This is a genomic window from Mesorhizobium norvegicum, from assembly GCF_004919685.1.
GTDB classification, from domain to species: domain Bacteria; phylum Pseudomonadota; class Alphaproteobacteria; order Rhizobiales; family Rhizobiaceae; genus Mesorhizobium; species Mesorhizobium norvegicum.
Window position 1 is genome coordinate 22880 of the sequence record NZ_SMYZ01000084.1, and the last position, 23385, is coordinate 46264.

Here is a 23385-nt window from a genome sequence, read left to right on the forward strand (position 1 = left end):
AAGGGGATTTGGCATGAAAAAGATTCTCACCTCGCTGGCGCTGCTCGGCCTTGTGGCCGCCGGCATTGGGGCAGCAGGCACTTGGGCGATCGCCGCCGAAGAGGCACACAATGCGGCCGCGCCGACACATTTCCCGATCGACGAGCCGAAGGAAATGAGCTGGAGCTTCACCGGCCCGTTCGGCACCTATGACAAGGCGCAGCTGCAGCGCGGCCTGAAGGTCTACAAGGAAGTCTGCTCGGCCTGCCATTCGATGAACCTGGTGGCGTTCCGCACGCTGTCGGACCTCGGCTATTCCGATGCCCAGATCAAGACGCTGTCGGCCGAGTACACCATCCATGACGGTCCCAACGACGCCGGCGACATGTTCGACCGTCCCGGCAAGCCGTCCGACCATTTCCCGGCACCCTTCGCCAATGACGAAGCGGCTGCTGCCTCCAACGGTGGCGCCGCTCCGCCCGACATGTCGCTGCTGGCCAAGGCACGCGGCGTCGAGCGCGGCTTTCCGCAATTCGTCTTCGACATCTTCACCCAGTATGACGCGGGTGGTCCCGACTATATCCACTCGCTGCTGACCGGTTATGACGAGACACCGCCCGCCGGCATGGTCATCCCGGAAGGCACCCACTACAACCCGTACTTCATGTCGGGCGTGTCGCTGAAAATGCCGAAGCCGCTGTCTGACGGCCAGGTGACCTATGATGACGGCGCGCCGCAGACGGTCGACCAGTATTCCCGCGACGTTGCGACCTTCCTGATGTGGGCGGCCGAGCCGCACATGGAAGACCGCAAGAAGACCGGTTTTCGCGTGCTGGTGTTCCTGCTTTTGTTCGGTGCGCTGGTCTATCTCACCAAGCGCAAGGTGTGGGAAGGCGTGGCGCATTAAGCCACACAGCCAAGTGATCACAAAAGGGCGCCGAGAGGCGCCCTTTTGCATTTCCAAAAGCCGGTCGTGTCACATGGCCGTCACCGCATCCGGCGATCCTGTGCTGCTCTCATCAAAGGATCGCACCCATGAAAAGATATGCATCGCTCGCGGCAGGCCTGCTGCTGCTCATCGTCGGCTCGGCCGCGCAAGCGGAAGACGCCCAGCCCTTCGTCACCAACAAGGATATCGACCTGACGATGATCCTGCCGCCGCCGCCGGCAAATGATTCGGCGCAGACCAAGGCCGAACTCGGCGAGGTGCTGACGCTGCAGGTGACACGCACGCCGGAGATGGTAGCCAGCGCCGTCGCCGACGCCGACGAGAATGTCTGGCGCTTTGCCAACGTCATGGGGCCGAAGTTCAACAAGGAGACGCTGCCGAAATTCAGCGCCTTCTTCGATCGCGTGGTGGCCACCGAAGGCGCCGTCGTCGATCCGGCCAAGGATGTATGGAAGCGCCCGCGTCCGCACCAGCTTAGCGACCTCGTCAAGCCGGTGGTCAAGCTGTCGAGCTCCGGTTCCTGGCCGTCCGGACACGCCACCGTCGGCACCATGATGGGCATCATCCTGTCCGACATGGTCCCGGAAAAGCGCGCCGAGATCATGGCGCGTGCGGCTGAATACGCCCACAATCGAGAGGTCGGCGGTATCCACTATGCGTCCGACGTCGAGATGGGCAAGATTTCCGGCAGCGTCATTGCCGCGGTCCTGCTCAATCGGGACGACTTCAAGGCCGAATATGAAGCGGCCAGGGCTGAGCTTCGTTCCGATCTCGGTATGTAATCTTCGTCAGTCGGATTAGACGAGAGAGGGGCGCTTCGGGCGCCCCTTTTTTGTTTATGGCCAGCTCGGAAAATAGTCCGTTGGCACGGCGACAACAGGTTGATATTCGACTAGATCAGAATGACGTTTAGTTGAATCGTCATCCTGATCTATCTCTTTGTTGAAGCATGATCTCTGGACAAACGGAAACCGTTTGTCCGAGAAAACCGGTTCCCACTTTTCGGGATCATGCTCTAGCGGCGGCGAACGACTGCCCCGGCATGGTGTTTGGAATTCGATGATGCGACTCAGCGACTGTCACAACTTTTCCGATTTCCGCCGCATGGCGCAACGGCGGCTACCGGGGCCGATCTTCAACTACATCGATGGCGCGGCGGACGATGAGGTCACCTATCGCCGCAACACCGAGAGCTTCGAGACCTGCGACCTGGTTCCCAACGTGCTGCGCGGAGTGAGCGAGGTCGACATGTCGGTGACGGTCATGGGCCAGAAGCTGGCGATGCCGTTCTATTGCTCGCCGACCGCCTTGCAGCGCCTGTTCCATCATCAGGGCGAGCGCGCTGTCGCCAAGGCCGCAGCCAAATATGGCACCATGTTCGGCGTCTCCTCGCTTGGCACCGTCAGCCTCGAGGAGGCGCGCAAGATCAGCAGCAGCCCACAGGTCTATCAGTTCTATTTCCACCGGGATCGCGGCCTCAACCGGGCGATGATGCAGCGGGCAAAGGCGGTTGGCGTCGAGGTGATGATGCTGACCGTCGACAGCATCACCGGGGGAAACCGCGAGCGCGACAAACGCACCGGCTTTGCCATTCCCTTCAAGCTCAACCTGGCCGGAATGCTGCAGTTCGCGCTCAAGCCGGCCTGGGCGATCAACTATTTCACCCATGAGGGATTCAAGCTGCCGCAGCTCGACGAGCATGTCGACATGGGCGGCGGCACGATGTCGATCAGCCGCTACTTCACCGAGATGCTCGACCCGTCGATGACATGGGACGACGTCGCCGAGATGGTCAAGCTCTGGTCGGGTCCGTTCTGCCTCAAGGGCGTCATGTCGGTGGAGGATGCCAGACGCGCCGTCGACATCGGCTGCAGCGGCATTGTGCTGTCGAACCATGGCGGCCGGCAACTGGACGGCTCGCGGGCGGCGTTCGACCAGCTTGCCGAGATCGTCGATGCGGTCGGTGACAGAATAGACGTCATCATGGATGGCGGCGTGCAGCGCGGCACGCATGTGCTGAAGGCGCTGTCGCTCGGCGCCAAGGCCGTCGGCGTCGGCCGCTACTATTTGTTCCCGCTCGCGGCTGCCGGCCAGCCCGGCGTCGAACGGGCGCTTGAGCAGATGCGGGTCGAGATCGAACGCGGCATGAAGCTGATGGGCTGCAGTTCGATCGAACAATTGTCGCGCAACAACCTCCGTTTCAGGTAATCTCGAACCATGAAATCCTCCCTGGAAGACACGCTGCTTGCCGCGATCCGCACCATTCCGGACTATCCCAAGCCCGGCATCCTGTTTCGCGACATCACCACGCTGCTCGGCAATGCGCGCGCGTTTCGCCGCGCCATCGACGAGCTTGTGCATCCCTATGCCGGCCAGAAGATCGACAAGATCGCCGGCATCGAGGCGCGCGGTTTCATCCTTGGCGGCGCCGTCGCCCATCAGCTCTCGGCCGGTTTCGTGCCGATCCGCAAGAAGGGCAAGCTGCCTTTCGAAACGGTGCGAGTCGCCTACAGCCTGGAATACGGGCTGGACGAGATGGAGATGCACAAGGACGGCGTTGCTCCGGGCGAGAAGGTGATCCTGGTCGACGATCTGATCGCCACCGGCGGCACCGCGGAAGCGGCGGTCAAGCTGCTGCGCCAGATCGGCGCCGACATCCTCGCCGCCTGCTTCGTCATCGACCTGCCGGATCTCGGCGGCCGCGAGAAGCTTGAAGCGCTTGGGGTGCCGGTCCGGACGTTGATTGGGTTTGAGGGGCATTGAGCCTACTCCCTTCTCCCCTTGTTGGAGAAGGTGGCCGAGCGAAGCTCCGTCGGATGAGGGGTGTTCCAGCGAACACCAACGCCTCATTTCTTCCAATACCCCTCAACCGTCTCGGCGCTGCGCGCCGATCCACCTTCTCCCACAAGGGGAGAAGGGAAAGTGGCGCTACTCCGTCTTCACCAGCACGGCGCTCTCGAACTCCAGCACCTTGTCGCCAGTCGAATCGGAAGCCTCACATCGCAGCGCCAGCAGCCGCCAGCCGGGACGCGAGGCGATCGGGCGGTGCGACAGTGCCGTGCGTGTGAAAGTGATGGTTTGCCCGGCATAGACCGGCTTCAGCCATTTCAGGCTCTTGAAGCCGGGCGAGGGGCCGAATTCCGGCACCGGGCCGGGGCCGCTCCAGGCCGCGACCTCGGCGTCCATGCGGTTTTCCAGATTGAGTTTCATCCAGGTGGCGGCGGTATGCCAGCCGGATGCGCAGAGGCCGCCGAGCACGCTTTTCTTGGCGGCCTCCTCGTCGATATGGAAGATTTGCGGGTCGTATTGGCGGGCGAAGGCCTTGATCGCCTCGGGCTCGAATGTGTGCGAGCCAAGCGTCGCCGTGGTGCCGATGCGGAAGAACTCGTCCAGTGTCATGCTCGGCTCCCCGCGGCGTCGCGCGTGAGGAACATGACGGAATTCTCAAGCTCGAAGACGCTTTCGCCGCGCTGGTTGAACAACTCGCTGCGCATGGTGACGAAGCCGAGTTGCGGCTTCGATTTCGACAGGCGCTTGGCAACAACCAGCAGGGTGCCGGTGAGCTGGTCGCCGGCCAGGACCGGTTTCTTCCATTTGACCTGATCGACGCCGGGTGCCCCCTGGCAGGTGGAGTCCAGCAGGAAGGCATCGCACAGCATGCGCATGAACATGGCGCAGGTGTGCCAGCCCGACGCTGCCAGCCCACCCAGAATGCTGGCCTTGCCGGCTTCTTCGTCGAGATGCATCGGCTGCGGGTCGAATTCTGTGGCGAATTCGACGATCTCGGCGGCGCTCACCAGCTTCGAGCCGAGGTCGATCGATGCGCCCTCGACGAAATCCTCATAGGCCCATGTTTTTATCTTTGCAGTCATGGTCTGAAATCCGGCTCACGAACCTGCGATCCCTATGGATCAGGGTTTCCGGATGCAGGCCGCGGCGCGTTTGGTCAAGAGATTTCTATAGCGCCACGTCGCGGCTGCGTGGCCTTTGGCGGGCGGATCAGAGCCAGCCGCGGCGGCGGAAATACCAGAAGGGCAGGATCGCCGACAGCACCATCATGGCGATAGCGAAGGGATAGCCCAACTCCCATTTGAGCTCGGGGATGACGTCGAAATTCATGCCGTAGATCGAGGCGACCAATGTCGGCGGCAGGAAGATGACGGCGGCGACCGAGAAGATCTTGATGATGGCGTTCTGCTCGATCGAGATCATGCCGAGCGTCGCGTCGAGCAGAAAGGAGATCTTCTGCGACAGAAAGGTGGCGTGGTCGGCGAGCGACAGCACGTCGCGCGACAGCGTCTTGATGCGCGCCTTGGTGTCCTTGCTCATCTTGGTGCGGGTCGAGGCATGGGCGAAAAAGCCGGCCAGGCGCTGCAGCGAGATCAGGCTGTCGCGGATCGAGGAGGCGATGTCCTCCTTGCGGCCGATGGCCTTCAGGAGTTCCTGGAAGTCGCGATTGCGCTTGGAAACCTTGGTCGATCTCGCCTCGAAGATATCGCGCGAAATCGCCTCGATGTCGCGGCCGGCGCGCTCGAGGATATCGGCGAGACGGTCGACGATCGCCTCCAGCAGACCGATCAGGATGGTGTCGCCGCTGGTGCAGCCGGTCGCTACCTTCTCGGCGCGCTGCGGAAAGGTCTTGAAGGCCTTCGGCTCGTGGTAGCGCACGGTGATCAGCCTGGTGCCGGCGAGCACGAAGGTGACCGGCGACATCAGGGGATCGTCGACCTCGGTCTGGGCGGGCAGGGTGGCGGTCATGAAATAGGCGCCGTCCTCGACATAGAGGCGGCTCGAAATCTCGATCTCCTCCATCTCCTCGCGCGTCGGAATGGCAACGCCGAGCCAGCTCTCGATCGTCGCTTCCTCTTCCTTTGTCGGGTTGAGCAGGTCGGCCCAGACGATGGTCTCGCTGTTTGCCAGGAGATCGTCGACGGCGCGCAGGCGGTCATTGTCCACGACGAAAGCTTTGATCATCGCCGGGTCTCCCTTGCTGGGGCCAAAGGGTGCGTTCAGATTGACGCGTCGTGTCGGATTGCATGGAGTGTACGGCCAATGCACCGCCCGTGCATCCGCCGCTTAGACCCGTGACATGACAAAATCAAGACAAGCCCGGATCGGACGGGAGACAGCGCTAGCGGCTTGGAAGCCGCGTCAATGGATCGAATCTAGAGACTGGCGAGAGTGACCTCCAAGTCCTCGTATGCGCCGACGAGGGCATCCGCGCCATGTCGCAACAGACCATCGCCATGAGTGCCGATGCAATGATTGCCAGCGATAAATCCGATCACGCGCATACCCGCTGCCTTGCCCGCCAGGACGCCGTTCACGCTGTCCTCGACCACGATGCACTCCCCTGGATGAGCACCCATCGTAGCCGCCGCGTGCAAGAACAGGTCTGGTTCCGGCTTTCCGTTGACGACCATGTCCGATGAAAAAATATGAGGATTGAAAAGGTCGACAAGGCCTGTGTGTTCGAGTTTCCAACGCAATCGGGCGAGCGGCGTGCTTGACGCAACACATTTCGATGCCGGGAGCCGGCTAATCACATTCCGCGCGTCGGGTAAGGCCGTCAGATCCTTCCGCAAGCGTTCGTTGGTGTAGCCGGCAAGCTGTTCAAAAAAGCGCGGAGAGAGCGGCTTGGCTCGCTCCTGGCCGATTGCTTCGAGCTTCGCCTGCCACATAGCGGGAGATAATCCCATGAAGGCTTGTGTATAGGCGCTCGGTTCGAACGTGATGCCCGCCGTCGTCAGATATTCAAGCTCGGCTGCCTGATATATCTCCTCGCTGTTCACAAGGACGCCGTCACAATCAAATATTATCAGCTTCAAAGGCGACACTTTGGGCCTGATATCTGGTGGTCGGCTCATGTCCGTGGCGCGTCTAGCGGGGATTTGGCAGGATCTGATGCAGCACGATAGCCCAGACGGCGCCGAAGGCGATCGATGAGCCGAGGATGTACTGCACGAGGTCAGGGAGCGTCTTGACGAAGTCCGGAGGCGCCAGCGTGGCAAACAGCGCCATCAGGATCGGCAGGCCGATGACCAGCATGTTCCGCTCGGTCAGAGGCGTGCCGCGCACGACGCGGAAACCGTTCATGGCAATGACGACGCACAGTACGCCGAAAACACCGCCGATGACCGGCCCCGGTATCGAGGCGATGACCGCCGAAAGCTTGCCGATCAGGCCAAACAGAACCAGGAAGATGCCGGCCGCGGCAAAGGCGGCGCGGCTGGCAATGCCGGTGATGGCAATGATGCCGGCATTGGACGAGTAGCCTGTCACCGGCGTGCTGCACAGCAGCGCGCTGACCAGGCAGCCGAGGCCTTCACCGGTGGCGCCCCGGTCGAGCTGCTCATCCGAAAGCGGCTTGTCGATGACGGCGCCGACGGCGAACCAGGTGCCGGTGGTTTCGGCGAGAACGACGATGTAGACGATCAGCATCGTCAGTGTCGCCGACAGCGAGAACGTTACGTCGAGATTGAGGAAGGCGATGCGCGGCATGGAAAACCATGTCGCGTCGGCGACGCCCGCCATGTTCAGCTGGCCCATGAAGGCGGCGGCCACGCTGCCTGCCGCCAGGGCGATGATCACGGACAGCAGGCGCAGCCAGGCGCCCTTCGCGCCAAGCGCCATGCCGGTCAGCATGCAGCCGACGAGGAAGGCCGCGGCGACAAAGGCAAGGACGATGTTGCCGCCGACGGTGGCGGTGCCGTGGACCGCGAACACGCTCTCCTTGAGCGCCACCGGCATCAAGGCGACGCCGACGACGATGATGATCGAGCCGCCGACGATGGGCGGTACGAAGCGGTTGACGAGGCGATGAAAGATCCTTGTCGGCGACCCGAGCAGCATGACCAGTATGGCGCCCGGAATGAGCGCTCCGACCACGGCGGAAAGACCCGCGATGCCGCCGCCCGCGCCGAACGCGATGGCCAGCACCGCGCCGATCGGGACGAAGGACGGCCCCTGGACGACCGGCAGCCGCATCAAAAGCTGCGACTGGATCAGTGTGGCGATGCCCGCCGCCACGAATGCGGACTGGATGAAGGCGCCGGCATCGCCGACGCTGAAGGCCAGCACCGACGCGATGATGAACGGCACGATATAGACGTCCATCGCCAGCACATGCTGGAGGCCGAGCAGTGCGCGGCCTTGCCCCATGGCAACGGATCATCCGGCTGGGCAATCAATGTGATCTCTGGCGCAACGCTTTCCATGTACTGTTCCCCTTCTGGCCCCTCTGGAAATTCCCGCTCGATCATGGGATCAGTCGGGGCCGAAGGACAGCGGCCACAACATTTGCCAACTGTTTTTTTGTAGGCCAAGCAGACTGTTAGCCGAACCGGAGCCGAACATGACGACAGAACCCTTCACGCTGCTCGGCACCGCCTTCCACACGCCCCAACGCGGCAGGCTGGAAGTGCTGAGGGACCATCTATTCAGCGTCGATGCGCAAGGGTGCATCGCGGAGATCCTGACGCCTGGTCATCCGGAGTACGAAGCGAGGCAGAACGCTGCACGCCAGGCCGGCACGCTGGTTGAGCTTGCCGATGGACAGTTCCTGCTGCCCGGCCTGATCGACCTGCACATCCATGCGCCGCAATGGCCGCAGATGGGCAAGGCGCTGGATGTGCCGCTCGAAGTCTGGCTGCAGAAATACACGTTTCCGCTCGAAGCGCGCTTCGCGGATGTGAACTATGCGCGCGAGGTCTATACCGATCTGGTCGACAACCTTTTGGCCAACGGAACCACCACGGCGCTCTATTTCGCCACGGTCCATGTCGACGCGAGCCTGGTGCTTGCCGAGACCTGTCTTGAGAAGGGGCAGCGCGCGCTTGTCGGCAAGGTGGTGATGGACGATCCAGAGCAGTGTCCACCCTTCTACCGCGATGCCGATGCGGCAAGCGCGGTGTCGGACGCCAGGCGGTTCATCGAGGCGGTCAAGGCGCTGGACCCGCGCGACAGGCCGCTCGTCCAGCCGGCGATCACACCGCGCTTCATCCCAAGCTGCACGGATGCGGCGTTGCAAGGACTGGGCGAGCTGGCAACCGAATTCGGCTGCCACGTGCAGACGCATTGCTCAGAAAGCGACTGGGCAAAGCAGTTCGTCGAGACGCGCTTCGGCCGAACCGATGCGGCAAGCCTCGATGGTTTCGGTCTGCTCACCCGGCACACGATCCTGGCGCATTCGAATTTCATCGATGAGCAGGATATGGACCTCATAGAGGAGAAGGGCGCGGGCGTTGCCCATTGCCCGCTCTCCAATTTCTATTTCGCCAATGCCGCCTTTCCGCTGCGCGCGGCACTTGACCGGCACATGCATATCGGGCTCGGAACCGACATTTCGGGAGGCTACAGCCCGTCGTTGTTCGACGGCTGCCGGCATGCGCTGTCGGCGTCAAGGATGCTGCAGAGCGGTGTCCATGCCGGCCTGCCGGCCGAGGTGCGCGGTGCGCCCGGCGAACCCATCACCCATCAGGAGGCGTTCTGGCTGGCCACTGCCGGCGGTGCGGAAGCACTCGATCTGCCGACGGGCAGTTTTCGCGTCGGCTATGAGTTCGACGCGCTGCTGATCGACACCCGGGCCAAGGCCTCGAATATCCACGTCAGCAGAGTCTACGATACATTGGAAGAAATATTCCAGAAGGTCGTGCTCAACGCGGCGCGGGCCAACATCGCCAGTGTCTGGGTGAATGGCCGGAGGGTGGTTGGGCAATAGCCGGTTTCTCGGCCACCCGGAAAGACCGCTGATCACGCCGCCATGGGCGGCGTGATCTTCGTCACATCAGGTGTTGAACTTGAACAGCAGGATGTCGCCGTCCTGGACGACATATTCCTTGCCTTCGTCGCGCGCCTTGCCGGCTTCCTTGGCCGCCACTTCGCCGCCCAGTGTGACGAAGTCGTTGTAGGCGATGGTCTGGGCGCGGATGAAGCCGCGCTCGAAATCGGTGTGGATGACGCCAGCCGCCTGCGGTGCCTTGTCGCCCTTGTGCACGGTCCAGGCGCGCGTCTCCTTCGGCCCTACGGTGAAATAGGTGATGAGGTGCAATAGCTCGTAGCCGGCGCGGATGACCTTGTTCAGGCCGGGCTCGTCGAGGCCGAGCGAGGACAGGAATTCCATCTCTTCCTCGTCCGAGAGCTGGGCGACTTCGGCCTCGATCGCGGCCGAGATGACGACGGTGCTGGCGCCTTGCGCCGCAGCCATCTTCTCCACGGCCTTGGTGTGCTCGTTGCCGGTGGCGGCGTCGGCTTCGGCGACGTTGCAGACGTAGAGGACCGGGTGCGAGGTCAAAAGGTTGAGCCCCTGCAGGATGCGCAGGTCTTCCGCCGAGATGCCGTTGAGCAGGACGCGGGTCGGCTTGCCGGCTTGCAGCAGTTCGAGTGCGGCCTCCATCATCGGCAGCACGGCGGTCGCTTCCTTGTCCTTGCTGCCGGCGCGCTTGCGGAATTGCACGATGCGGCGCTCGAGGCTGTCGAGGTCGGCGAGCATCAGCTCGGTTTCGACCGTCTCGGCGTCGGCAACAGGGTCGATGCGGCCCTCGACATGGGTGATGTCGTCATCCTCGAAGCAGCGCAGCACATGCACGATGGCGTCGACCTCGCGGATGTTGGCAAGGAACTGGTTGCCCAGCCCTTCGCCCTTCGAGGCGCCGCGCACCAGGCCGGCAATGTCGACGAAGGAGATGCGGGTCGGGATGATCTCCTTCGACTTGCCGATCGCCGCGATCTTCTGCAGGCGCGGATCGGGCACCGCGACCTCGCCGGTGTTCGGTTCGATGGTGCAGAACGGATAGTTGGCGGCCTGCGCCGCAGCCGTCCTGGTCAACGCGTTGAAAAGCGTCGACTTGCCGACGTTGGGCAAGCCAACGATGCCGCATTTGAAACCCATTTTGTCCGGTCCTATCGGGAAAATCGAAATTTGATCAGGGCTATGGGCGATAGGGGTGATCAACGTCAAGCCCCTACTGGGCCAGGTGGTCGCGTCGAGGCGAAGCCGGTGGCCGGCGCTCAGCCCGCCAGTTCCCGCAATCTGGCGAGCCGGCCAGGTTCCTGGCCGACAAAGGCGGGATCGTTCTCCAGAGCGGCGAGGGCGCGCCGGGCGCTCCCGCGCGCGCGGTCTCTGTCGCCGATCCCGGCATAGCACTCGGCCAACTCTTCGTGCATGTAAGGCGCCTGATCGCCATCGGCTTCCGCCGCACCGGCTGCCTCTTCGGCGAGGATGCGGGCTTCCTCGAAGCGGCCGAGCGCGCGCAATGTCCTGATGACGGCGTAGCGGGCGATGCGCAACTCTCGTGTCTGGTCGCGCGACCGCCGCACCTCGACCGCTTGCTCGAAGACAGGCAATGCATCCTCGAACCGGCCGGCGTCGAAATGGGACCAGCCGAGATTGTTGAGCAAAGGCCCGCGCCAGCCCTCGGCCTCCCGATGTTCGCCGATATAGGCAAGGGCGGTCGCGGTCCATTCGATGGCGTCGTCGAGCGTTCCGACGATGGCCATCATGTGGGCTGCGTCGACCGCCAGCACGTGGGCGCGCGCCTGTTGCGCCAGCCGCCATGCCTCGTCAAACAGCGGCCGTGCCATATCGTGCTGTCCGGCGGAGTTGTACAAGCGACCGCGCTCGATGGCGCATGTCGCACGACCGATGGGATCGCTGCCGGCGAGACGCATGGCCCGGTCGATCAGCGCATGAGCGGCGGCGAAATCTCCCGCCAATCCAAGTCGCCTGGCTTGCCCGGTCAGATCCGAAGACTCATCCGCCATACCAGTCTCGCTTGCCGCGGGCCGCTTCAGTCCTTGTTGCCGAAGAGTTTCTTCAGCATCGCGGCCATCGGGCCGGTCTCAGGCAGCTTGACCGCCGGCTGCTGCTGACGAGCTTGGCGGACGTGACTTTGCTGTTTTGGGGCCGGCTGCTTCGGCGCCGATTTTTCCGGTTCCGCGCCAGCCTTGCCCTGTACGGCAAGGCTGGCCTTGTTCATGAAGCCGGAGTCGTCACCCTTGACGATCATGGCGGCGTTGTCGGCGATCGCGTCGAGCAGCGGTTCGAGCCATTCGCGGTCGGCCTTGGCGAAATCGCCGAGCACATGATGCTGGACCATTTCCTTGACGCCGGGATGGCCGACGCCGATGCGCACGCGGCGATAGGCGTTGCCGACGTGGCCGTCGATCGAGCGGATGCCGTTGTGGCCACCGGCGCCGCCGCCGGTTTTGATGCGCAGCTTGCCTTCGGCAAGGTCGATCTCGTCATAGAAGACGGTGAGTGCGGAAAGCTCGAGCTTGTAGAAGCGCAGCGCTTCGCCGACCGACTGGCCGGACAGGTTCATGAAGGTCTGCGGCTTGATCAGGACGATCTTTTCGCCGCCGAGCGTGCCTTCTGAAATCAGGCCCTGGAATTTCTTCGACCAGGGCGAAAAGGAATGGCGGCGGGCAATTGCGTCCGCCGCCATGAAACCGACATTGTGGCGATTGTCAGCGTATTTCGCGCCCGGATTGCCGAGGCCTGCAAAGACAAGCATCGTCTGCTCCGGGCGGGAAAGAGTTACTTCTCTTCGGCGGCAGGAGCCGCTTCAGGTGCAGCCACTTCAGCCGTCTCTTCCGTCTCCGGCTTCATTGCCGACGAACCGGCAATGGTCGCGATGGTGAAGTCGCGGTCGGAGATCACAGGCTTCACACCGGCCGGCAGCGTAACCGCCGAGATGTGGATCGAGTCGCCAATGTTGGCGCCGGTGAGATCGACGGTGATGAATTCCGGGATCGCATTGGCCGGGCAGTGGAACTCGACTTCGTGACGCACGATGTTGAGCACGCCGCCGCGCTTGATGCCGGGCGACTTGTCCTCGTTGATGAAGTGGACAGGCACGTCGACATTGACCTGAGTGTCCTTGCCGATGCGCAGGAAGTCGACATGGACAGGGAAATCCTTGACCGGGTCGAGCTGGAAGTCCTTCGGCAGGACCTGGATCTTCTTGCCGTCGACGTCGATCGTGGCGATCGTGGTCAGGAACCCGCCGCCATGGATCTTGTAGTAGATGTCCTTGTAGGTGAGCGCGATAGCCAGGGGAGGCTGCTTGTCACCATAAATTACTGCAGGCACTTTACCGTTGCGGCGAACTGCACGGGCGGACCCCTTACCGACCTGTTCGCGTGCTTCGGCCTTGAGCTCGTAAGTGTCGTGGCTCATGGCATTTCCTTTCGGTTTGTTCTGGAGCGCTCACGGTTGGCAGAGTGCCTGGACCGTAAACGTCGAAAGCCGCCGGGTGAGGCGGCCTTCCGCCGCGTTGCCTCCAAGGGTGTCTACGCGGGTGGCGGCTCTATAGCGGAAGGCGGCCGGAGGTGCAAGCCAAAGGCAGGCCCGCCGGCGCGCAGCCCAGGCGGGTGCTATCCGCGCTTTTCGATGACGGCATAGAGCACGTTGTGGTTCTCGCCAAAGAACACCTGCGCCTCGACGGCGTTGCGGTCGACGCTGGCATTGACGATGTTCCACATGTCGACCTCCGACCGCAGCAGCAACACCCAGTCCATGAACGTCTCCCGGTAGCCGGCGTCAGGATTGCCCTCGGCGTAGTTCGCGAACAGGAATGTCCCGTTCGGCTTCAACATCTGCAGGCAGGTTTTCGTGAGTTTCACGGCGACGTTGTGCTGGAGGTAGTCGTAAAGGCCGGAGGCGTAGATGAAGTCGAACTTGCCCAGTTTGTGGCCCCTCGTGAGCACGGTTCGCACCGAGCCGTCGATGGCCTCGATCGCGGTGCCCTGGAAGTCGCGCGCGATCAATCCAACGCTCTGGGGGTCCTGATCGAGTGCAACCCAACGCTTGAGACGGCCTTCCGCTAGGGCGGCCGAGCGATTGGCCTCCCGCAAATGGCCGGCCGCGATCGCCAGGACCTCGGTTTGCGGTCCGTTCTTGGCCGCAATCTCATCGACATATCGGGTCAAGAGATCGCGTCGTTCCCGTGCAGCGACGCACGACGGGACGTTCTGGGTATGGCTATAGAGTGCCTTGCCGACCTCCGAGGCGTTTGCCACGCTCTCGGCCACATGCGGATCGCAATAGATGTAGTCGAGCAACTCCGCGTCGCCGGAATAACCCCTGGGCTTGCTGAAGGACCACCGCGTGAGCGGATCCTGCAGAAAATACTCCAGGATCGGGTGGTTCTGCGCCACCGGTATCAAGGCTTGCCAAACGTCGGGATGAACCTTGGAACGCAGCGCGTTGAGGTAGGCCAGCAGGCGACGCACGATCTCGGCGGGGTCCTTGCTTTGTTCGACCTGCTGGTGTGTCGCGTGGAGAATGAGCGCCAGCTCCGCGCGAGCGGTTTCGAACGCTTCGCCGTGATGCTCGAGCTTTCCTCGAGGGAGACTGCCGGCGAGCATCTCGGCAGTAATCAAGCTTTTGCCATCAAGAACGGTCTGCACGCCATCACTCCATAGTTAACAGTCAGTTAACTTATTGCGTAGAATGCTCCCTTTGCCAATGTCAGCCCGGCGGCATTTTAGGTTTATGATTAATTTCCCGCAAACCATGTTCGTTGGTTAGACAGCTTCCGAGCCGATTCCGGGTTCGAGTTAACGGAAACTTGTCTTGCGCGATTGCATTTGTTTGCCCGGCGTCGCAATCGCCGTCGCGTCCCAAGGAGCCGGCCCGCGTGGGGGCAGAAGCTGGAAATGAGTTCAGAATACAAAATCCCTTTCAAACGGGGTCTGTGATGAACGAACACCTGTCATCTGCATTGGCCGATACGGCTCATGCGGAACCGTACGAACCGCGCGACGAACTGGGGACCGACGAACTCCGCACCCTTTACCGGACGGAAGCCCAGGCGACGCGAAGAGGGGAAGCCAGGCCAGGGCTTTGGATCGCCGTTGCCATCTATCTGTTGTTTTCGGCAACGGATCTGCTGCTGATCCCAGATGTGGCCGCCTATACGATCACGGCGCGCTTCGCGGTCGGATTGACCGCGCTTTTGACCCTGGAAGTACAGCTTCGCCGAGGGGTTGCAACGGAATGGCTTGACGTAACTTGCGCCGGGGCCATCATCTTTGGCTATGTTGGCTGGTTGTGCCCTGCGGTTTTGGGCGCGGACAAGGAGAGTGTCTCTTACTACATGGTTTTCGGCACCATCTTCATGATGAGCGCCAATCTATTCTTCACGTTCAATTTCAAGGTTTCTATAATAACCTCTGCAATAATTTTGTGTATACTGTATGTTGTAAACTACTTTGTGCCTTCTACGCTAACATACAAAATGGTATTTGGAACTTTCTACGTTTCTTGCTTCACATTCACCTCATATGTGAACTGGAAACTGAATGAGGAGCGCTACAACGTCTTCCTGAACGCTCTGGAAGCCAAAATCCAGCACAATGAGGCGACCGAACGCGGCAAGGCCCTGCTGAGACTGTCGCGGACCGATCCGCTTACGGGTCTGGAGAACCGGCGGGCGATCGACGAGAAGCTGCGGGATTACTGGAGTGACTGGCAAAGGGTTGGCACCAGTTTCGGGGCGATCCTCATCGACGTGGACTTCTTCAAAAAGTTCAACGACTGCTACGGCCATCAGGAAGGCGACCGTTGCCTGATCCATGTCGCCAATGCCCTCAGCGATATGATCAAGCAATACAATGGCTCCATCGGGCGCTACGGCGGTGAAGAGTTCATTGTCCTGGCTCGCATGGAGAAAAAAGAGCAGATCCTGGATATCGCGGAAGCCATTTGCGCCACGGTGGAGAACCTGGCGCTTACCCACGAGCTGCGGCGCGACGGTGTCTCGATCGTGACAGTGAGCGTTGGCGCTGCATTCACCAGGACGCAGACCGGCGCCAAGTTGGAGAAGATCATCCACGAGGCTGATCGCGCGCTCTACCTTGCAAAGGCCGGTGGTCGAAACTGTGCCCGGCTGTTCGATCCAACCGATCCGCAAAGCAGCGACGAGAGTGAGAACATTGCGGCTTTGCTGAAGATCGCTATCGGCCAGAACCTCGTTTCACTCGTCTATCAACCTATCCAGGACGTCAAAACGGACCGGGTTGAAGCCGTAGAGGCTCTGATGCGCCTCAAAATGCTGGACGGCACATCGGTTCCGCCGAGCCTGTTCATTCCTGTCGCGGAACGAACCGGCGCTATCCTGGAACTCGGGCGGTGGGCGATAAGGACAGTGTGCGCCGAGCTCCTGGCGGACGATCACGTCCGTGTCGTCAGTGTCAACGTCTCTCCAATCCAGCTCAAGACACCCGGTTTCGCAACGTCTGTCGCGACCATTCTGGGCGAGACCGGCGTCGCCGGCAGCAGGCTGGCCTTCGAAATCACCGAAGGGCTGGAGATGGAGATGCATTCGGACATCCTTCGCTGCATCAGCGACCTGAAGCTGCTGGGGATCAAGATATGGCTTGATGACTTCGGGACGGGTTTCGCGGGCCTTTCGTGGCTTCGTCTGATCGATTTCGATACGGTGAAGATCGACCGCTCGTTCCTGCACGACTGCAGCGCCCCGAACGGCAAGGCAATGCTCCAGGACATTATTACGCTGGTTCGAAATCGCGGCCACAAAATCCTGGTCGAAGGGGTGGAAACCGACGAACAGATGGCCCTCATGCGCGAATTCGGCATAGACAAGGTCCAGGGCTTTCATGTCGGCCGTCCCGCTCCCGCCGCTAGTTTCCAGGCAAAGCGGACCATGCGCAAACGGTCATTTGCTGTGCTTAAGTCCGCATGATGACGGCCTCTTTCCGACGTTTGGCTTAGCCGCCGTCAAGGCAGTGCCGATTGCCATCAACCCATGACAGGGCCGAGCGGCTACGCAGGGGCTGTGTGGCTACCGGTCGCCGGTCAACGCATTGCGTAGCGCCTGGATCTGTCTGTTCAGCGCATCGAGCTCAGCCAGCGTCATGCCCGAGCGCTCGATCAAGGTCTCGTTAAGGCAGTTGCACTGGACAAGCAGCGCGCGCCCGGCGGGGGTCAGGTCGACCTGCACCTGGCGCTCGTCGGTCTGGCTGCGCTGGCGGGTCACCAGCCCGGCCTGCTCCATTCGCTTCACCAGCGGCGTGACGGTGCTCGATTCCAGAGCGAGCCTGTGGGCGATGGTGCCGATCGACATGCCGTCGGCCTCTCCAAGTGCGTTCAGCACCAGGTATTGCGGATAGGTGATCCCCATCTCGTCCAGCATCGGCTTGTAGGTGCGGTTGATCGCCATGCTGGTGGCGTAGAGCGTGAAACAGAGCTGATTGTCCAACGGGAGAGGCACGACGCATTCCTTTGCCGATTAATCACGGATTATGTACCACGAAAAACGATATCGCGATATATATTTTTTGTAGACAGAGGTTTTGAACTGCGCTAGTCATATTGTTATCGCGATATTGATTGTCGCAAAAACAATAAATGGAGATTGAGATGACCAAGCCCGGCAGCAGCACGATCACCACCAAGGACGGCACCGAGATTTTCTACAAGGATTGGGGAACCGGCCAGCCCATCGTCTTCCATCATGGCTGGCCGTTGAGCAGCGACGACTGGGATGCCCAGATGCTGTTCTTCCTGGCACAAGGCTACCGCGTCATTGCCCATGACCGGCGCGGCCATGGCCGCTCGACCCAGACGGATACCGGGAACGAGATGGACACTTACGCCGCCGATCTGGCGGAACTTGTGGCGCATCTCGACCTCAAGGGCGCCATCCATGTCGGCCATTCGACGGGCGGCGGCGAAGTGGCGCGCTATGTCGCGAAGTATGGCTCCGGCGGCCGTGTCGCCAAGGCGGTGCTGATTGGCGCGGTGCCGCCGATCATGCTCAAGACCGCGGCCAATCCCGGCGGCCTGCCGATCGAGGTGTTCGACGGTTTCCGTTCCGGTGTGGCGGCCAACCGCGCCCAGCTTTACAGGGATGTCCCAGCCGGTCCGTTCTATGGCTTCAATCGTCCGGGCGCGGCAGTGTCGGAAGGCGTCATCGACAATTGGTGGCGCCAGGGCATGATGGGCGGCACCAAGGCGCACTACGATTGCATCAAAGCCTTCTCGGAAACCGACTTCACCGACGATTTGAAGGCAATCGACGTGCCGGTGCTGGTCATGCATGGCGACGACGACCAGATCGTTCCGATCGCCGACTCGGCGCTGCTGTCGGTCAAGCTGCTCAAGAAGGGCGAGCTCAAGGTCTACAAGGGTTTTCCGCATGGCATGGCGACGACCCATGCCGATGTCATCAATGCCGACCTCTTGGCCTTCTTCAAGGCCTAAAATTGTCCAGTTGGATAGACAAAGCACCCGCCGTCAGGCGGGTGCTTTGTGCTTCATCGAAATGTCCACGGGACAGTGCCTATTTGGCGAGAAAACCAGTGATCAGCTTGACGGTGGCGTCGGGGTTTTCCTCCATGATCCAGTGACCGGAGTCGGGCACGATGCCGCCCGTGACGTCGGTGGCAACAAGCCGCAGGATATCGCCCTGCGTGGTGCCGGCGGATTTTTCACCGCCAACTGCCAGCACCGGCATCGTCAGCTTACCGCCGGCGGCGAGCATCGCCTGGTTGTCGATCGCGTCCTGGTCAAAGGCCTTGAACTGCTCGAAAGCGTCATGCATCGCATGCGGACGGGCATAGAGTTTGGCGTAGTGCCTGCGCGTTGCCTCGTCGATCTTCTTGGGGTTGGCCGACAGCTCGTTGTAGAAGCGGTCGAGATAGATGCGCTCGCGACCCGCGACCAGCCGCTCCATGTCCGGGCCGCGGAAGTTGAAGTGCCAAAGCAGCGGGCTTTGCTTGATCTTTTCCCAGTCGCCGATTCCGGGCAGCGGCGCATCGATGATGACCCATTTGGTGATGCGCTTGGGATATTGCGCGGCAAGCGCATAGCCGACCATGTTGCCAATGTCGTGCGTGACCAGGTCAGCCTTGTCGATCTTAAGCGCGTCCATCACCCCGGCGATGTCGACGGCCTGGTTCTTCTTGGTGTAGCCCGCTTCCGGGTGAGCGGACAGACCCATGCCGCGCAGATCCGGTACGACGACGGTATGATCCTTCGCAAGTGCGGCCGCCGCCGCGCCCCACATGTCTCCGGTATCGGCAAAGCCGTGCAGCAGCACGACGGCGGGACCCGTTCCGCCTACGCGCACATAGAGTTTGGTGCCGTTGGTTTCGACGGACTGCGTCTTGAAACCCGGTGGAAAAGCAACGATGCGTGCCGTCGCCGGCAAGGTAACAAGAAGCACACCCAACACGGCCAACACGATCTTGCGCATATCATTCTCCAGAGACATTGAGTAACCAAACCTACGGTCTAAAGCGCGCGGCTGACAAGCCGCCGTCAGGCGGGTGCCTTTGTGCTGTCAGGCGATGCTCAAGCCGCCATCGATCAGCATTTCCGCACCGACCATGAACGGGCATTCGTCGGAGGCGAGAAACACCACCGCATTGGCAATTTCCTCGGCGGTTCCGAAACGGCCGGCAGGTACCAGGCCGACGACGGCTTTCGCGCACGCCTTCGCCGCTTCGGGGTCCAGCCCAAGCTTGTCGTTGAGTGGCGTGTCGATCGGGCCAGGGCTGATCACATTGGCGCGGATGCCGCGCCCGATCAGTTCGCCCGACAGCGTTCGCGCGAGCGAAATCATGCCGGCCTTGGCCAGCGCATAGACGTGTGTTCCAGCCATTCCCATATGCGCGTTGACCGAACCGCTGAGGATGATCGACGACGGGTTCGAAAACAGCGGGACGAGCGCCTTGACCAGGAAATACGGCCCCTTGAGGTCGATATCGATGCTCCTGTCGAACGCCGCTTCGGTCCAATCGCCAAGCGGGCGCAGATCGGCGATGCCGGCGTTGAGGAAGAGAGCGTCGAGCTTGCCGAAGGTTTCCTCGATCCGCCGCGCTATGTCGCTCTGGGCAGCGGCATCTCCAGCGTCGGCGGCAATGACGAGCACATCGCTGCCGAGGACGGCGCGCGCCTCCTCGAGACGGCCCGCATTGGTGCCGGTGATGGCGACGCGCGCGCCTTCCTCGATGAAACGGCGCGCCGTCACCAGGCCGATGCCGCTGGTGCCGCCGGTAATCAATGCGGCCTTGCCTTTCAGTCTGGACATGGCGATTGCCTTCCTGGCGCGGAGCCTTCATTGATCTCCTAACAGGCTTTTCCCAGGCGTATGGTAAAAGAATCAAAGAGGGCGCAGCAAATGCCGCGCCCTCGTATCAATTCCGGAAGATGAGCTGATTTTTAGCTGGTCGCCGCCTGTGCCTTCCTGGCTTCCTTCATGTTCGGCAGGAACACGGTCAGCAGTCCAAGCAGCGGCAGATACGAGCAGATCTGGAAGACATAATCGATGCCCTTCATGTCGGCGACGACGCCGAGCACGGCAGCAGCGATGCCGCCCATGCCGAAGGCGAAGCCGAAGAAGATGCCGGCGATCATGCCGACACGTCCCGGCACCAATTCCTGCGCAAAGACGACGATGTTGGAGAAGGCAGACGACAGGATCAGGCCGATCAGCACCGTCAGCACCATCGTCCATTCGAGGTTGGCGTAGGGCAGGGCCAGGGTGAAGGGCAGCACGCCGACGATGGAGAACCAGATCATCGCCTTCTGTCCGTAGCGGTCGCCGAACGGGCCGCCGAGCAGGATGCCCAGCGCCGAGGCGCCGAGGAACAGGAACAGCATGACTTGGCTCATCTGCACCGAAACCCCGAACTTATGCATGGAATAGAAGGTGTAGTAGCTGGCGAGGCTGGCGATGTAGGCGTTCTTGGTCAGCACCAGCAGCGTCAGCACCCCCAATGCCCACATCACCTTGCGGCGCGGGAAGGGCGAGACGAAGCTTGCCGTCTTGCGGTTGCCCTGCGCGGCACGCAGCCGGCTGTACCAGCCGCCGACCTGCCACAAAACGATGATGCCGATCAGCGAGCCGACGGTGAACCAGGAGATGCTGGTCTGGCCGAACGGCACGACAATGAAGGCCGCCAGCAGCGGTCCCATGGACTGGCCGAAATTGCCGCCGACCTGGAACAGCGACTGCGCCAGGCCGAAGCGGCCGCCGGAGGCGAAGCGGGCGATGCGCGAGGATTCCGGATGGAAGATCGCCGAGCCGATGCCGATCAGCGAGGCGCCGATCAGGAGCAGCGAATAGTGCCCGGCATAGGCGAGCACGACCAGGCCGATCAGCGACGATGCCATGCCGTAGGGCAGCGAATAGGGCATCGGCCGCTTGTCGGTGATCATGCCGATCACCGGCTGCAGCAGCGATGCGGTCACCTGGAAGGTGAAGGTCAGGAGGCCGATCTGCCAGAAATCGAGGCCGTAATTCTCTTTCAACAAGGGATAGATGGCCGATAGCAGCGACTGCATGATGTCGTTGATGCAGTGGCAGAAGCTCACCGCCAGGATGACGGTGAAGGCCGTCGCCTGGGCGGAAGCGTGACTGGCGCTCGCCGGTGGGGCGACGCTGGCGGCTGTCGTATCGGTCAAGGTAAGGCTCCGTGGTCTTTTTGGCGGGCAGGCCCGCAGGGCAAACTGGCGGACGCTGCTGAAGGCCGCCTAAGGGACGGTTGCCTTATAAGCCGCTTGCGGCACGACTTCTTTCGTGGTTTGGTCCAATAGTTTCGCAAGTGGGCCATACAGGATGCCGCACGGCAAAGAAGTCTTTCACGCCGGCAATGCCAATCTCGGTCAGTTGCACGAGAGCCGCTGGCAGTGGCTGGAGCAAGTGGCCGGGCCGGCGGTGGCGCTGCCGACGGAATATCCGGATGGCTACCGTGTGCCGCAACACCGCCACAGCCGCAGCCAGCTGCTGCATGCGCTTGTCGGTGTGGTGCTGGTGACGACGCGCTACGGGCGCTGGATGGTGCCGCCCGATCACGCGATGTGGATTCCAGCCGGCACCGAGCATTCCGTCGAAATGCTGGGCGATGTCTCGATGCGTTCGGTCTATGTCATGCCGCAGGCGATCCCCGGGCTGCCCGAAGGTTTGCGCGTCGTCGGCGTCACCGACCTGATGCACAGCCTGATCGTGGAATCGGAAAAGCTGCCGCAAGGCGGCGAGCTGGAAGGGCGCGGCGGGCTGATCATGAACCTGCTGCTGCACGAAATCCCGACCCTGCCGGAACGGCCGCTCGGGCTGCCATTCCCGTCCGATCCCAGGCTGTCGGCGCTATGCCGGCGTTTCGTCGCGGCACCGTCGCCGCACGCGACGATCGACGAGTGGGCCGATGCCGCCGGCATGAGCCGCCGCTCCTTCACCCGCGCCTTCCAGCGCCAGACCGGCCTGTCGCTGTCGACATGGCGCCAGCAGGCCTGCCTGTTCGCGGCGCTGCCCAGGCTCGCCGACGGCGAGCCGATCACCAGGGTGGCGCTCGATCTCGGCTATGACAGCGTGCCGGCCTTCATCACCATGTTCAAGCGCATGCTGGGCGCCTCGCCGCGCGGCTATATGCGCGGCGCACGCGAAAGCGTGGAAGTCGCCCGTCGCCTGATCGGCCCGGTTCGGTTGGAAAGCCCGGCGCCGTAACGGCAGGCCGGTCTAGTCGAAGAGACTGGACACCGATTCCTCGGTCGCCGTGCGCGAGATGGCTTCGCCCATCAGGTCGGCGATCGAGATGACGCGGATGTTGGGGGCGTCGAGCACGCCCTGGGTCGGCTGGATGGAATCGGTGATCACCAGTTCCTGCAGCTTCGAGCCGCTGATGCGGGCAACCGCGCCGCCCGACAGCACGCCGTGGGTGATATAGGCGGTGACGCTGGTGGCGCCGTTGGCCAGCAGCGCATCGGCGGCATTGCACAGCGTGCCGCCCGAATCGACGATGTCGTCGATCAGCAGGCAATCCTTGCCCGCAACCGCGCCGATGATGTTCATGACTTCCGATTCGCCGGGCCGCTCACGGCGCTTGTCGACGATGGCCAGTTGCGCGTCGAAGCGCTTGGCCAGCGCACGGGCGCGGACCACGCCGCCGATGTCGGGCGACACCACCACGACATTGCCGAGCTGCTTGTATTTGGCCTTCACATCGCGGGCCATGACCGGCACGGAGAACAGATTGTCGGTCGGGATGTCGAAAAAACCTTGGATCTGGCCGGCATGCAGGTCGAGCGTCAGAACGCGGTCGACGCCGGCGCGGGTGATCATGTTGGCGACCAGCTTGGCCGAGATCGGCGTGCGGCCGGAGGCGCGGCGGTCCTGCCTGGCGTAGCCGAAATAGGGGATCACCGCCGTGATGCGCTTGGCCGAGGAGCGCATGAACGCATCGATCATGATGAGCAGTTCCATCAGGTGATCGTTGGTCGGGAACGAGGTCGACTGCAGGATGAAGACATCCTCGCCGCGCACGTTTTCCTGGATTTCGACGAAGATTTCCTGATCGGCGAAGCGCCTGACACTGGCCTTGCCCAGCGGGACGTTGAGGTACCGGGCGACCGCTTCGGCCAGCACCCTGTTGGAATTGCCCGCGAAGAGTTTCATGCACGGTTCCTGGTGGAGGATGGAAAGACCTGACGG

The 23385-nt window shown here is 62.1% G+C and carries 23 protein-coding genes; 8 read left to right on the forward strand and 15 right to left on the reverse strand.

Annotation, left to right across the window (positions count from 1 at the left end; translation table 11 throughout):
• Positions 1 to 13 precede the first annotated feature (13 nt).
• The 4 genes from FCU66_RS31370 (at position 14) to FCU66_RS31385 (ending at position 3691) form a co-directional block, all read left to right on the forward strand.
• Positions 14 to 886, forward strand: coding sequence for a cytochrome c1 (locus tag FCU66_RS31370; RefSeq protein ID WP_136615942.1), 873 nt, complete (start codon positions 14 to 16; stop codon positions 884 to 886).
• Between the two features lie 128 nt (positions 887 to 1014).
• A complete protein-coding gene (locus tag FCU66_RS31375; protein ID WP_136615943.1) occupies positions 1015 to 1710 on the forward strand; it encodes an acid phosphatase in 696 nt (231 codons plus the stop codon).
• Positions 1711 to 1990: 280 nt separating this feature from the next.
• The gene (locus FCU66_RS31380) at positions 1991 to 3136 is read left to right on the forward strand and encodes an alpha-hydroxy acid oxidase (RefSeq protein WP_168991698.1); all 1146 of its coding nucleotides are present in this window, start codon (positions 1991 to 1993) and stop codon (positions 3134 to 3136) included.
• A 9-nt stretch (positions 3137 to 3145) separates the two neighbouring features.
• The gene (locus tag FCU66_RS31385) at positions 3146 to 3691 is read left to right on the forward strand and encodes an adenine phosphoribosyltransferase (protein ID WP_136615945.1); all 546 of its coding nucleotides are present in this window, start codon (positions 3146 to 3148) and stop codon (positions 3689 to 3691) included.
• A gap of 165 nt (positions 3692 to 3856) precedes the next feature.
• On the opposite strand, the gene FCU66_RS31390 is transcribed toward FCU66_RS31385, so the two are convergent.
• The 5 genes from FCU66_RS31390 to FCU66_RS31410 all read right to left on the reverse strand — a co-directional run bounded on the left by FCU66_RS31390 (position 3857) and on the right by FCU66_RS31410 (position 8089).
• Positions 3857 to 4327, reverse strand: a complete 471-nt coding sequence (locus tag FCU66_RS31390; protein ID WP_136615946.1) for a MaoC family dehydratase — start codon at positions 4325 to 4327, stop codon at positions 3857 to 3859.
• Complete coding sequence (locus tag FCU66_RS31395; protein WP_136615947.1) at positions 4324 to 4800, reverse strand: MaoC family dehydratase; 477 nt, start codon at positions 4798 to 4800, stop codon at positions 4324 to 4326. Before FCU66_RS31395 ends, FCU66_RS31390 begins: the two co-directional genes overlap by 4 nt.
• A gap of 127 nt (positions 4801 to 4927) precedes the next feature.
• Complete coding sequence (corA, locus tag FCU66_RS31400; protein WP_136615948.1) at positions 4928 to 5902, reverse strand: magnesium/cobalt transporter CorA; 975 nt, start codon at positions 5900 to 5902, stop codon at positions 4928 to 4930.
• 191 nt (positions 5903 to 6093) lie between these two features.
• Entirely contained in the window at positions 6094 to 6795 is a 702-nt protein-coding gene (locus FCU66_RS31405) for an HAD family hydrolase (RefSeq protein WP_246094110.1), read from the reverse strand.
• Between the two features lie 13 nt (positions 6796 to 6808).
• Positions 6809 to 8089: a solute carrier family 23 protein gene (locus tag FCU66_RS31410; protein WP_136615949.1), complete on the reverse strand. Its 1281-nt coding sequence runs from the start codon at positions 8087 to 8089 to the stop codon at positions 6809 to 6811.
• Positions 8090 to 8282: 193 nt separating this feature from the next.
• Here FCU66_RS31410 and guaD point away from each other — a divergent pair, with 193 nt between their 5' ends.
• Positions 8283 to 9647: a guanine deaminase gene (gene guaD / locus FCU66_RS31415; RefSeq protein WP_136615950.1), complete on the forward strand. Its 1365-nt coding sequence runs from the start codon at positions 8283 to 8285 to the stop codon at positions 9645 to 9647.
• 66 nt (positions 9648 to 9713) lie between these two features.
• On the opposite strand, the gene ychF is transcribed toward guaD, so the two are convergent.
• The 5 genes from ychF to FCU66_RS31440 all read right to left on the reverse strand — a co-directional run bounded on the left by ychF (position 9714) and on the right by FCU66_RS31440 (position 14338).
• Positions 9714 to 10817 (reverse strand): redox-regulated ATPase YchF, encoded by a 1104-nt coding sequence (gene ychF, locus FCU66_RS31420; protein ID WP_136615951.1) that lies wholly within the window; start codon positions 10815 to 10817, stop codon positions 9714 to 9716.
• Between the two features lie 119 nt (positions 10818 to 10936).
• Positions 10937 to 11689, reverse strand: coding sequence for a tetratricopeptide repeat protein (locus FCU66_RS31425; RefSeq protein ID WP_136615952.1), 753 nt, complete (start codon positions 11687 to 11689; stop codon positions 10937 to 10939).
• Between the two features lie 26 nt (positions 11690 to 11715).
• Positions 11716 to 12441 (reverse strand): aminoacyl-tRNA hydrolase, encoded by a 726-nt coding sequence (gene pth / locus FCU66_RS31430; protein WP_136615953.1) that lies wholly within the window; start codon positions 12439 to 12441, stop codon positions 11716 to 11718.
• Between the two features lie 23 nt (positions 12442 to 12464).
• Positions 12465 to 13106 carry a 50S ribosomal protein L25/general stress protein Ctc gene (locus FCU66_RS31435; RefSeq protein WP_056595667.1) on the reverse strand — a complete coding sequence of 214 codons (642 nt, stop codon included), beginning with the start codon at positions 13104 to 13106 and terminating at the stop codon, positions 12465 to 12467.
• A gap of 197 nt (positions 13107 to 13303) precedes the next feature.
• Positions 13304 to 14338 carry a class I SAM-dependent methyltransferase gene (locus tag FCU66_RS31440; protein ID WP_136615954.1) on the reverse strand — a complete coding sequence of 345 codons (1035 nt, stop codon included), beginning with the start codon at positions 14336 to 14338 and terminating at the stop codon, positions 13304 to 13306.
• Positions 14339 to 14628: 290 nt separating this feature from the next.
• Here FCU66_RS31440 and FCU66_RS31445 point away from each other — a divergent pair, with 290 nt between their 5' ends.
• The gene (locus tag FCU66_RS31445; RefSeq protein WP_136615955.1) at positions 14629 to 16635 is read left to right on the forward strand and encodes a putative bifunctional diguanylate cyclase/phosphodiesterase; all 2007 of its coding nucleotides are present in this window, start codon (positions 14629 to 14631) and stop codon (positions 16633 to 16635) included.
• Between the two features lie 99 nt (positions 16636 to 16734).
• On the opposite strand, the gene FCU66_RS31450 is transcribed toward FCU66_RS31445, so the two are convergent.
• A complete protein-coding gene (locus tag FCU66_RS31450) occupies positions 16735 to 17163 on the reverse strand; it encodes a MarR family winged helix-turn-helix transcriptional regulator (protein WP_136615956.1) in 429 nt (142 codons plus the stop codon).
• Between the two features lie 149 nt (positions 17164 to 17312).
• Here FCU66_RS31450 and FCU66_RS31455 point away from each other — a divergent pair, with 149 nt between their 5' ends.
• The gene (locus FCU66_RS31455; protein WP_136615957.1) at positions 17313 to 18155 is read left to right on the forward strand and encodes an alpha/beta fold hydrolase; all 843 of its coding nucleotides are present in this window, start codon (positions 17313 to 17315) and stop codon (positions 18153 to 18155) included.
• 79 nt (positions 18156 to 18234) lie between these two features.
• Here the strand turns inward: FCU66_RS31455 and FCU66_RS31460 are convergent, their stop codons facing one another.
• From FCU66_RS31460 to FCU66_RS31470, 3 genes are all read right to left on the reverse strand, one after another.
• Positions 18235 to 19149 carry an alpha/beta fold hydrolase gene (locus FCU66_RS31460; protein ID WP_136615958.1) on the reverse strand — a complete coding sequence of 305 codons (915 nt, stop codon included), beginning with the start codon at positions 19147 to 19149 and terminating at the stop codon, positions 18235 to 18237.
• An 87-nt stretch (positions 19150 to 19236) separates the two neighbouring features.
• A complete protein-coding gene (locus FCU66_RS31465) occupies positions 19237 to 19986 on the reverse strand; it encodes an SDR family oxidoreductase (protein WP_136615959.1) in 750 nt (249 codons plus the stop codon).
• Positions 19987 to 20117: 131 nt separating this feature from the next.
• Positions 20118 to 21362 carry an MFS transporter gene (locus FCU66_RS31470; protein ID WP_136615960.1) on the reverse strand — a complete coding sequence of 415 codons (1245 nt, stop codon included), beginning with the start codon at positions 21360 to 21362 and terminating at the stop codon, positions 20118 to 20120.
• Positions 21363 to 21516: 154 nt separating this feature from the next.
• Here FCU66_RS31470 and FCU66_RS31475 point away from each other — a divergent pair, with 154 nt between their 5' ends.
• Positions 21517 to 22401, forward strand: a complete 885-nt coding sequence (locus FCU66_RS31475) for an AraC family transcriptional regulator (protein WP_109659781.1) — start codon at positions 21517 to 21519, stop codon at positions 22399 to 22401.
• Positions 22402 to 22413: 12 nt separating this feature from the next.
• Here FCU66_RS31475 and FCU66_RS31480 read toward each other — a convergent pair whose 3' ends face one another.
• On the reverse strand, positions 22414 to 23349 hold the full coding sequence (locus tag FCU66_RS31480; protein WP_015316090.1) for a ribose-phosphate pyrophosphokinase: 936 nt from the start codon (positions 23347 to 23349) through the stop codon (positions 22414 to 22416).
• Positions 23350 to 23385: the final 36 nt, after the last annotated feature.

Bases quoted from the DNA above. Each gene is read 5' to 3' on its own strand.
- FCU66_RS31370 (WP_136615942.1), top strand. From the start codon at position 14: ATGAAAAAGATTCTCACCTCGCTGGCGCTGCTCGGCCTTGTGGCCGCC.
- FCU66_RS31375 (WP_136615943.1), top strand. From the start codon at position 1,015: ATGAAAAGATATGCATCGCTCGCGGCAGGCCTGCTGCTGCTCATCGTC.
- FCU66_RS31380 (WP_168991698.1), top strand. From the start codon at position 1,991: ATGCGACTCAGCGACTGTCACAACTTTTCCGATTTCCGCCGCATGGCG.
- FCU66_RS31385 (WP_136615945.1), top strand. From the start codon at position 3,146: ATGAAATCCTCCCTGGAAGACACGCTGCTTGCCGCGATCCGCACCATT.
- FCU66_RS31390 (WP_136615946.1), bottom strand. From the start codon at position 4,327: ATGACACTGGACGAGTTCTTCCGCATCGGCACCACGGCGACGCTTGGC.
- FCU66_RS31395 (WP_136615947.1), bottom strand. From the start codon at position 4,800: ATGACTGCAAAGATAAAAACATGGGCCTATGAGGATTTCGTCGAGGGC.
- corA (WP_136615948.1), bottom strand. From the start codon at position 5,902: ATGATCAAAGCTTTCGTCGTGGACAATGACCGCCTGCGCGCCGTCGAC.
- FCU66_RS31405 (WP_246094110.1), bottom strand. From the start codon at position 6,795: ATGAGCCGACCACCAGATATCAGGCCCAAAGTGTCGCCTTTGAAGCTG.
- FCU66_RS31410 (WP_136615949.1), bottom strand. From the start codon at position 8,089: ATGGGGCAAGGCCGCGCACTGCTCGGCCTCCAGCATGTGCTGGCGATG.
- guaD (WP_136615950.1), top strand. From the start codon at position 8,283: ATGACGACAGAACCCTTCACGCTGCTCGGCACCGCCTTCCACACGCCC.
- ychF (WP_136615951.1), bottom strand. From the start codon at position 10,817: ATGGGTTTCAAATGCGGCATCGTTGGCTTGCCCAACGTCGGCAAGTCG.
- FCU66_RS31425 (WP_136615952.1), bottom strand. From the start codon at position 11,689: ATGGCGGATGAGTCTTCGGATCTGACCGGGCAAGCCAGGCGACTTGGA.
- pth (WP_136615953.1), bottom strand. From the start codon at position 12,441: ATGCTTGTCTTTGCAGGCCTCGGCAATCCGGGCGCGAAATACGCTGAC.
- FCU66_RS31435 (WP_056595667.1), bottom strand. From the start codon at position 13,106: ATGAGCCACGACACTTACGAGCTCAAGGCCGAAGCACGCGAACAGGTC.
- FCU66_RS31445 (WP_136615955.1), top strand. From the start codon at position 14,629: ATGAACGAACACCTGTCATCTGCATTGGCCGATACGGCTCATGCGGAA.
- FCU66_RS31455 (WP_136615957.1), top strand. From the start codon at position 17,313: ATGACCAAGCCCGGCAGCAGCACGATCACCACCAAGGACGGCACCGAG.
- FCU66_RS31460 (WP_136615958.1), bottom strand. From the start codon at position 19,149: ATGCGCAAGATCGTGTTGGCCGTGTTGGGTGTGCTTCTTGTTACCTTG.
- FCU66_RS31465 (WP_136615959.1), bottom strand. From the start codon at position 19,986: ATGTCCAGACTGAAAGGCAAGGCCGCATTGATTACCGGCGGCACCAGC.
- FCU66_RS31475 (WP_109659781.1), top strand. From the start codon at position 21,517: ATGCCGCACGGCAAAGAAGTCTTTCACGCCGGCAATGCCAATCTCGGT.
- FCU66_RS31480 (WP_015316090.1), bottom strand. From the start codon at position 23,349: ATGAAACTCTTCGCGGGCAATTCCAACAGGGTGCTGGCCGAAGCGGTC.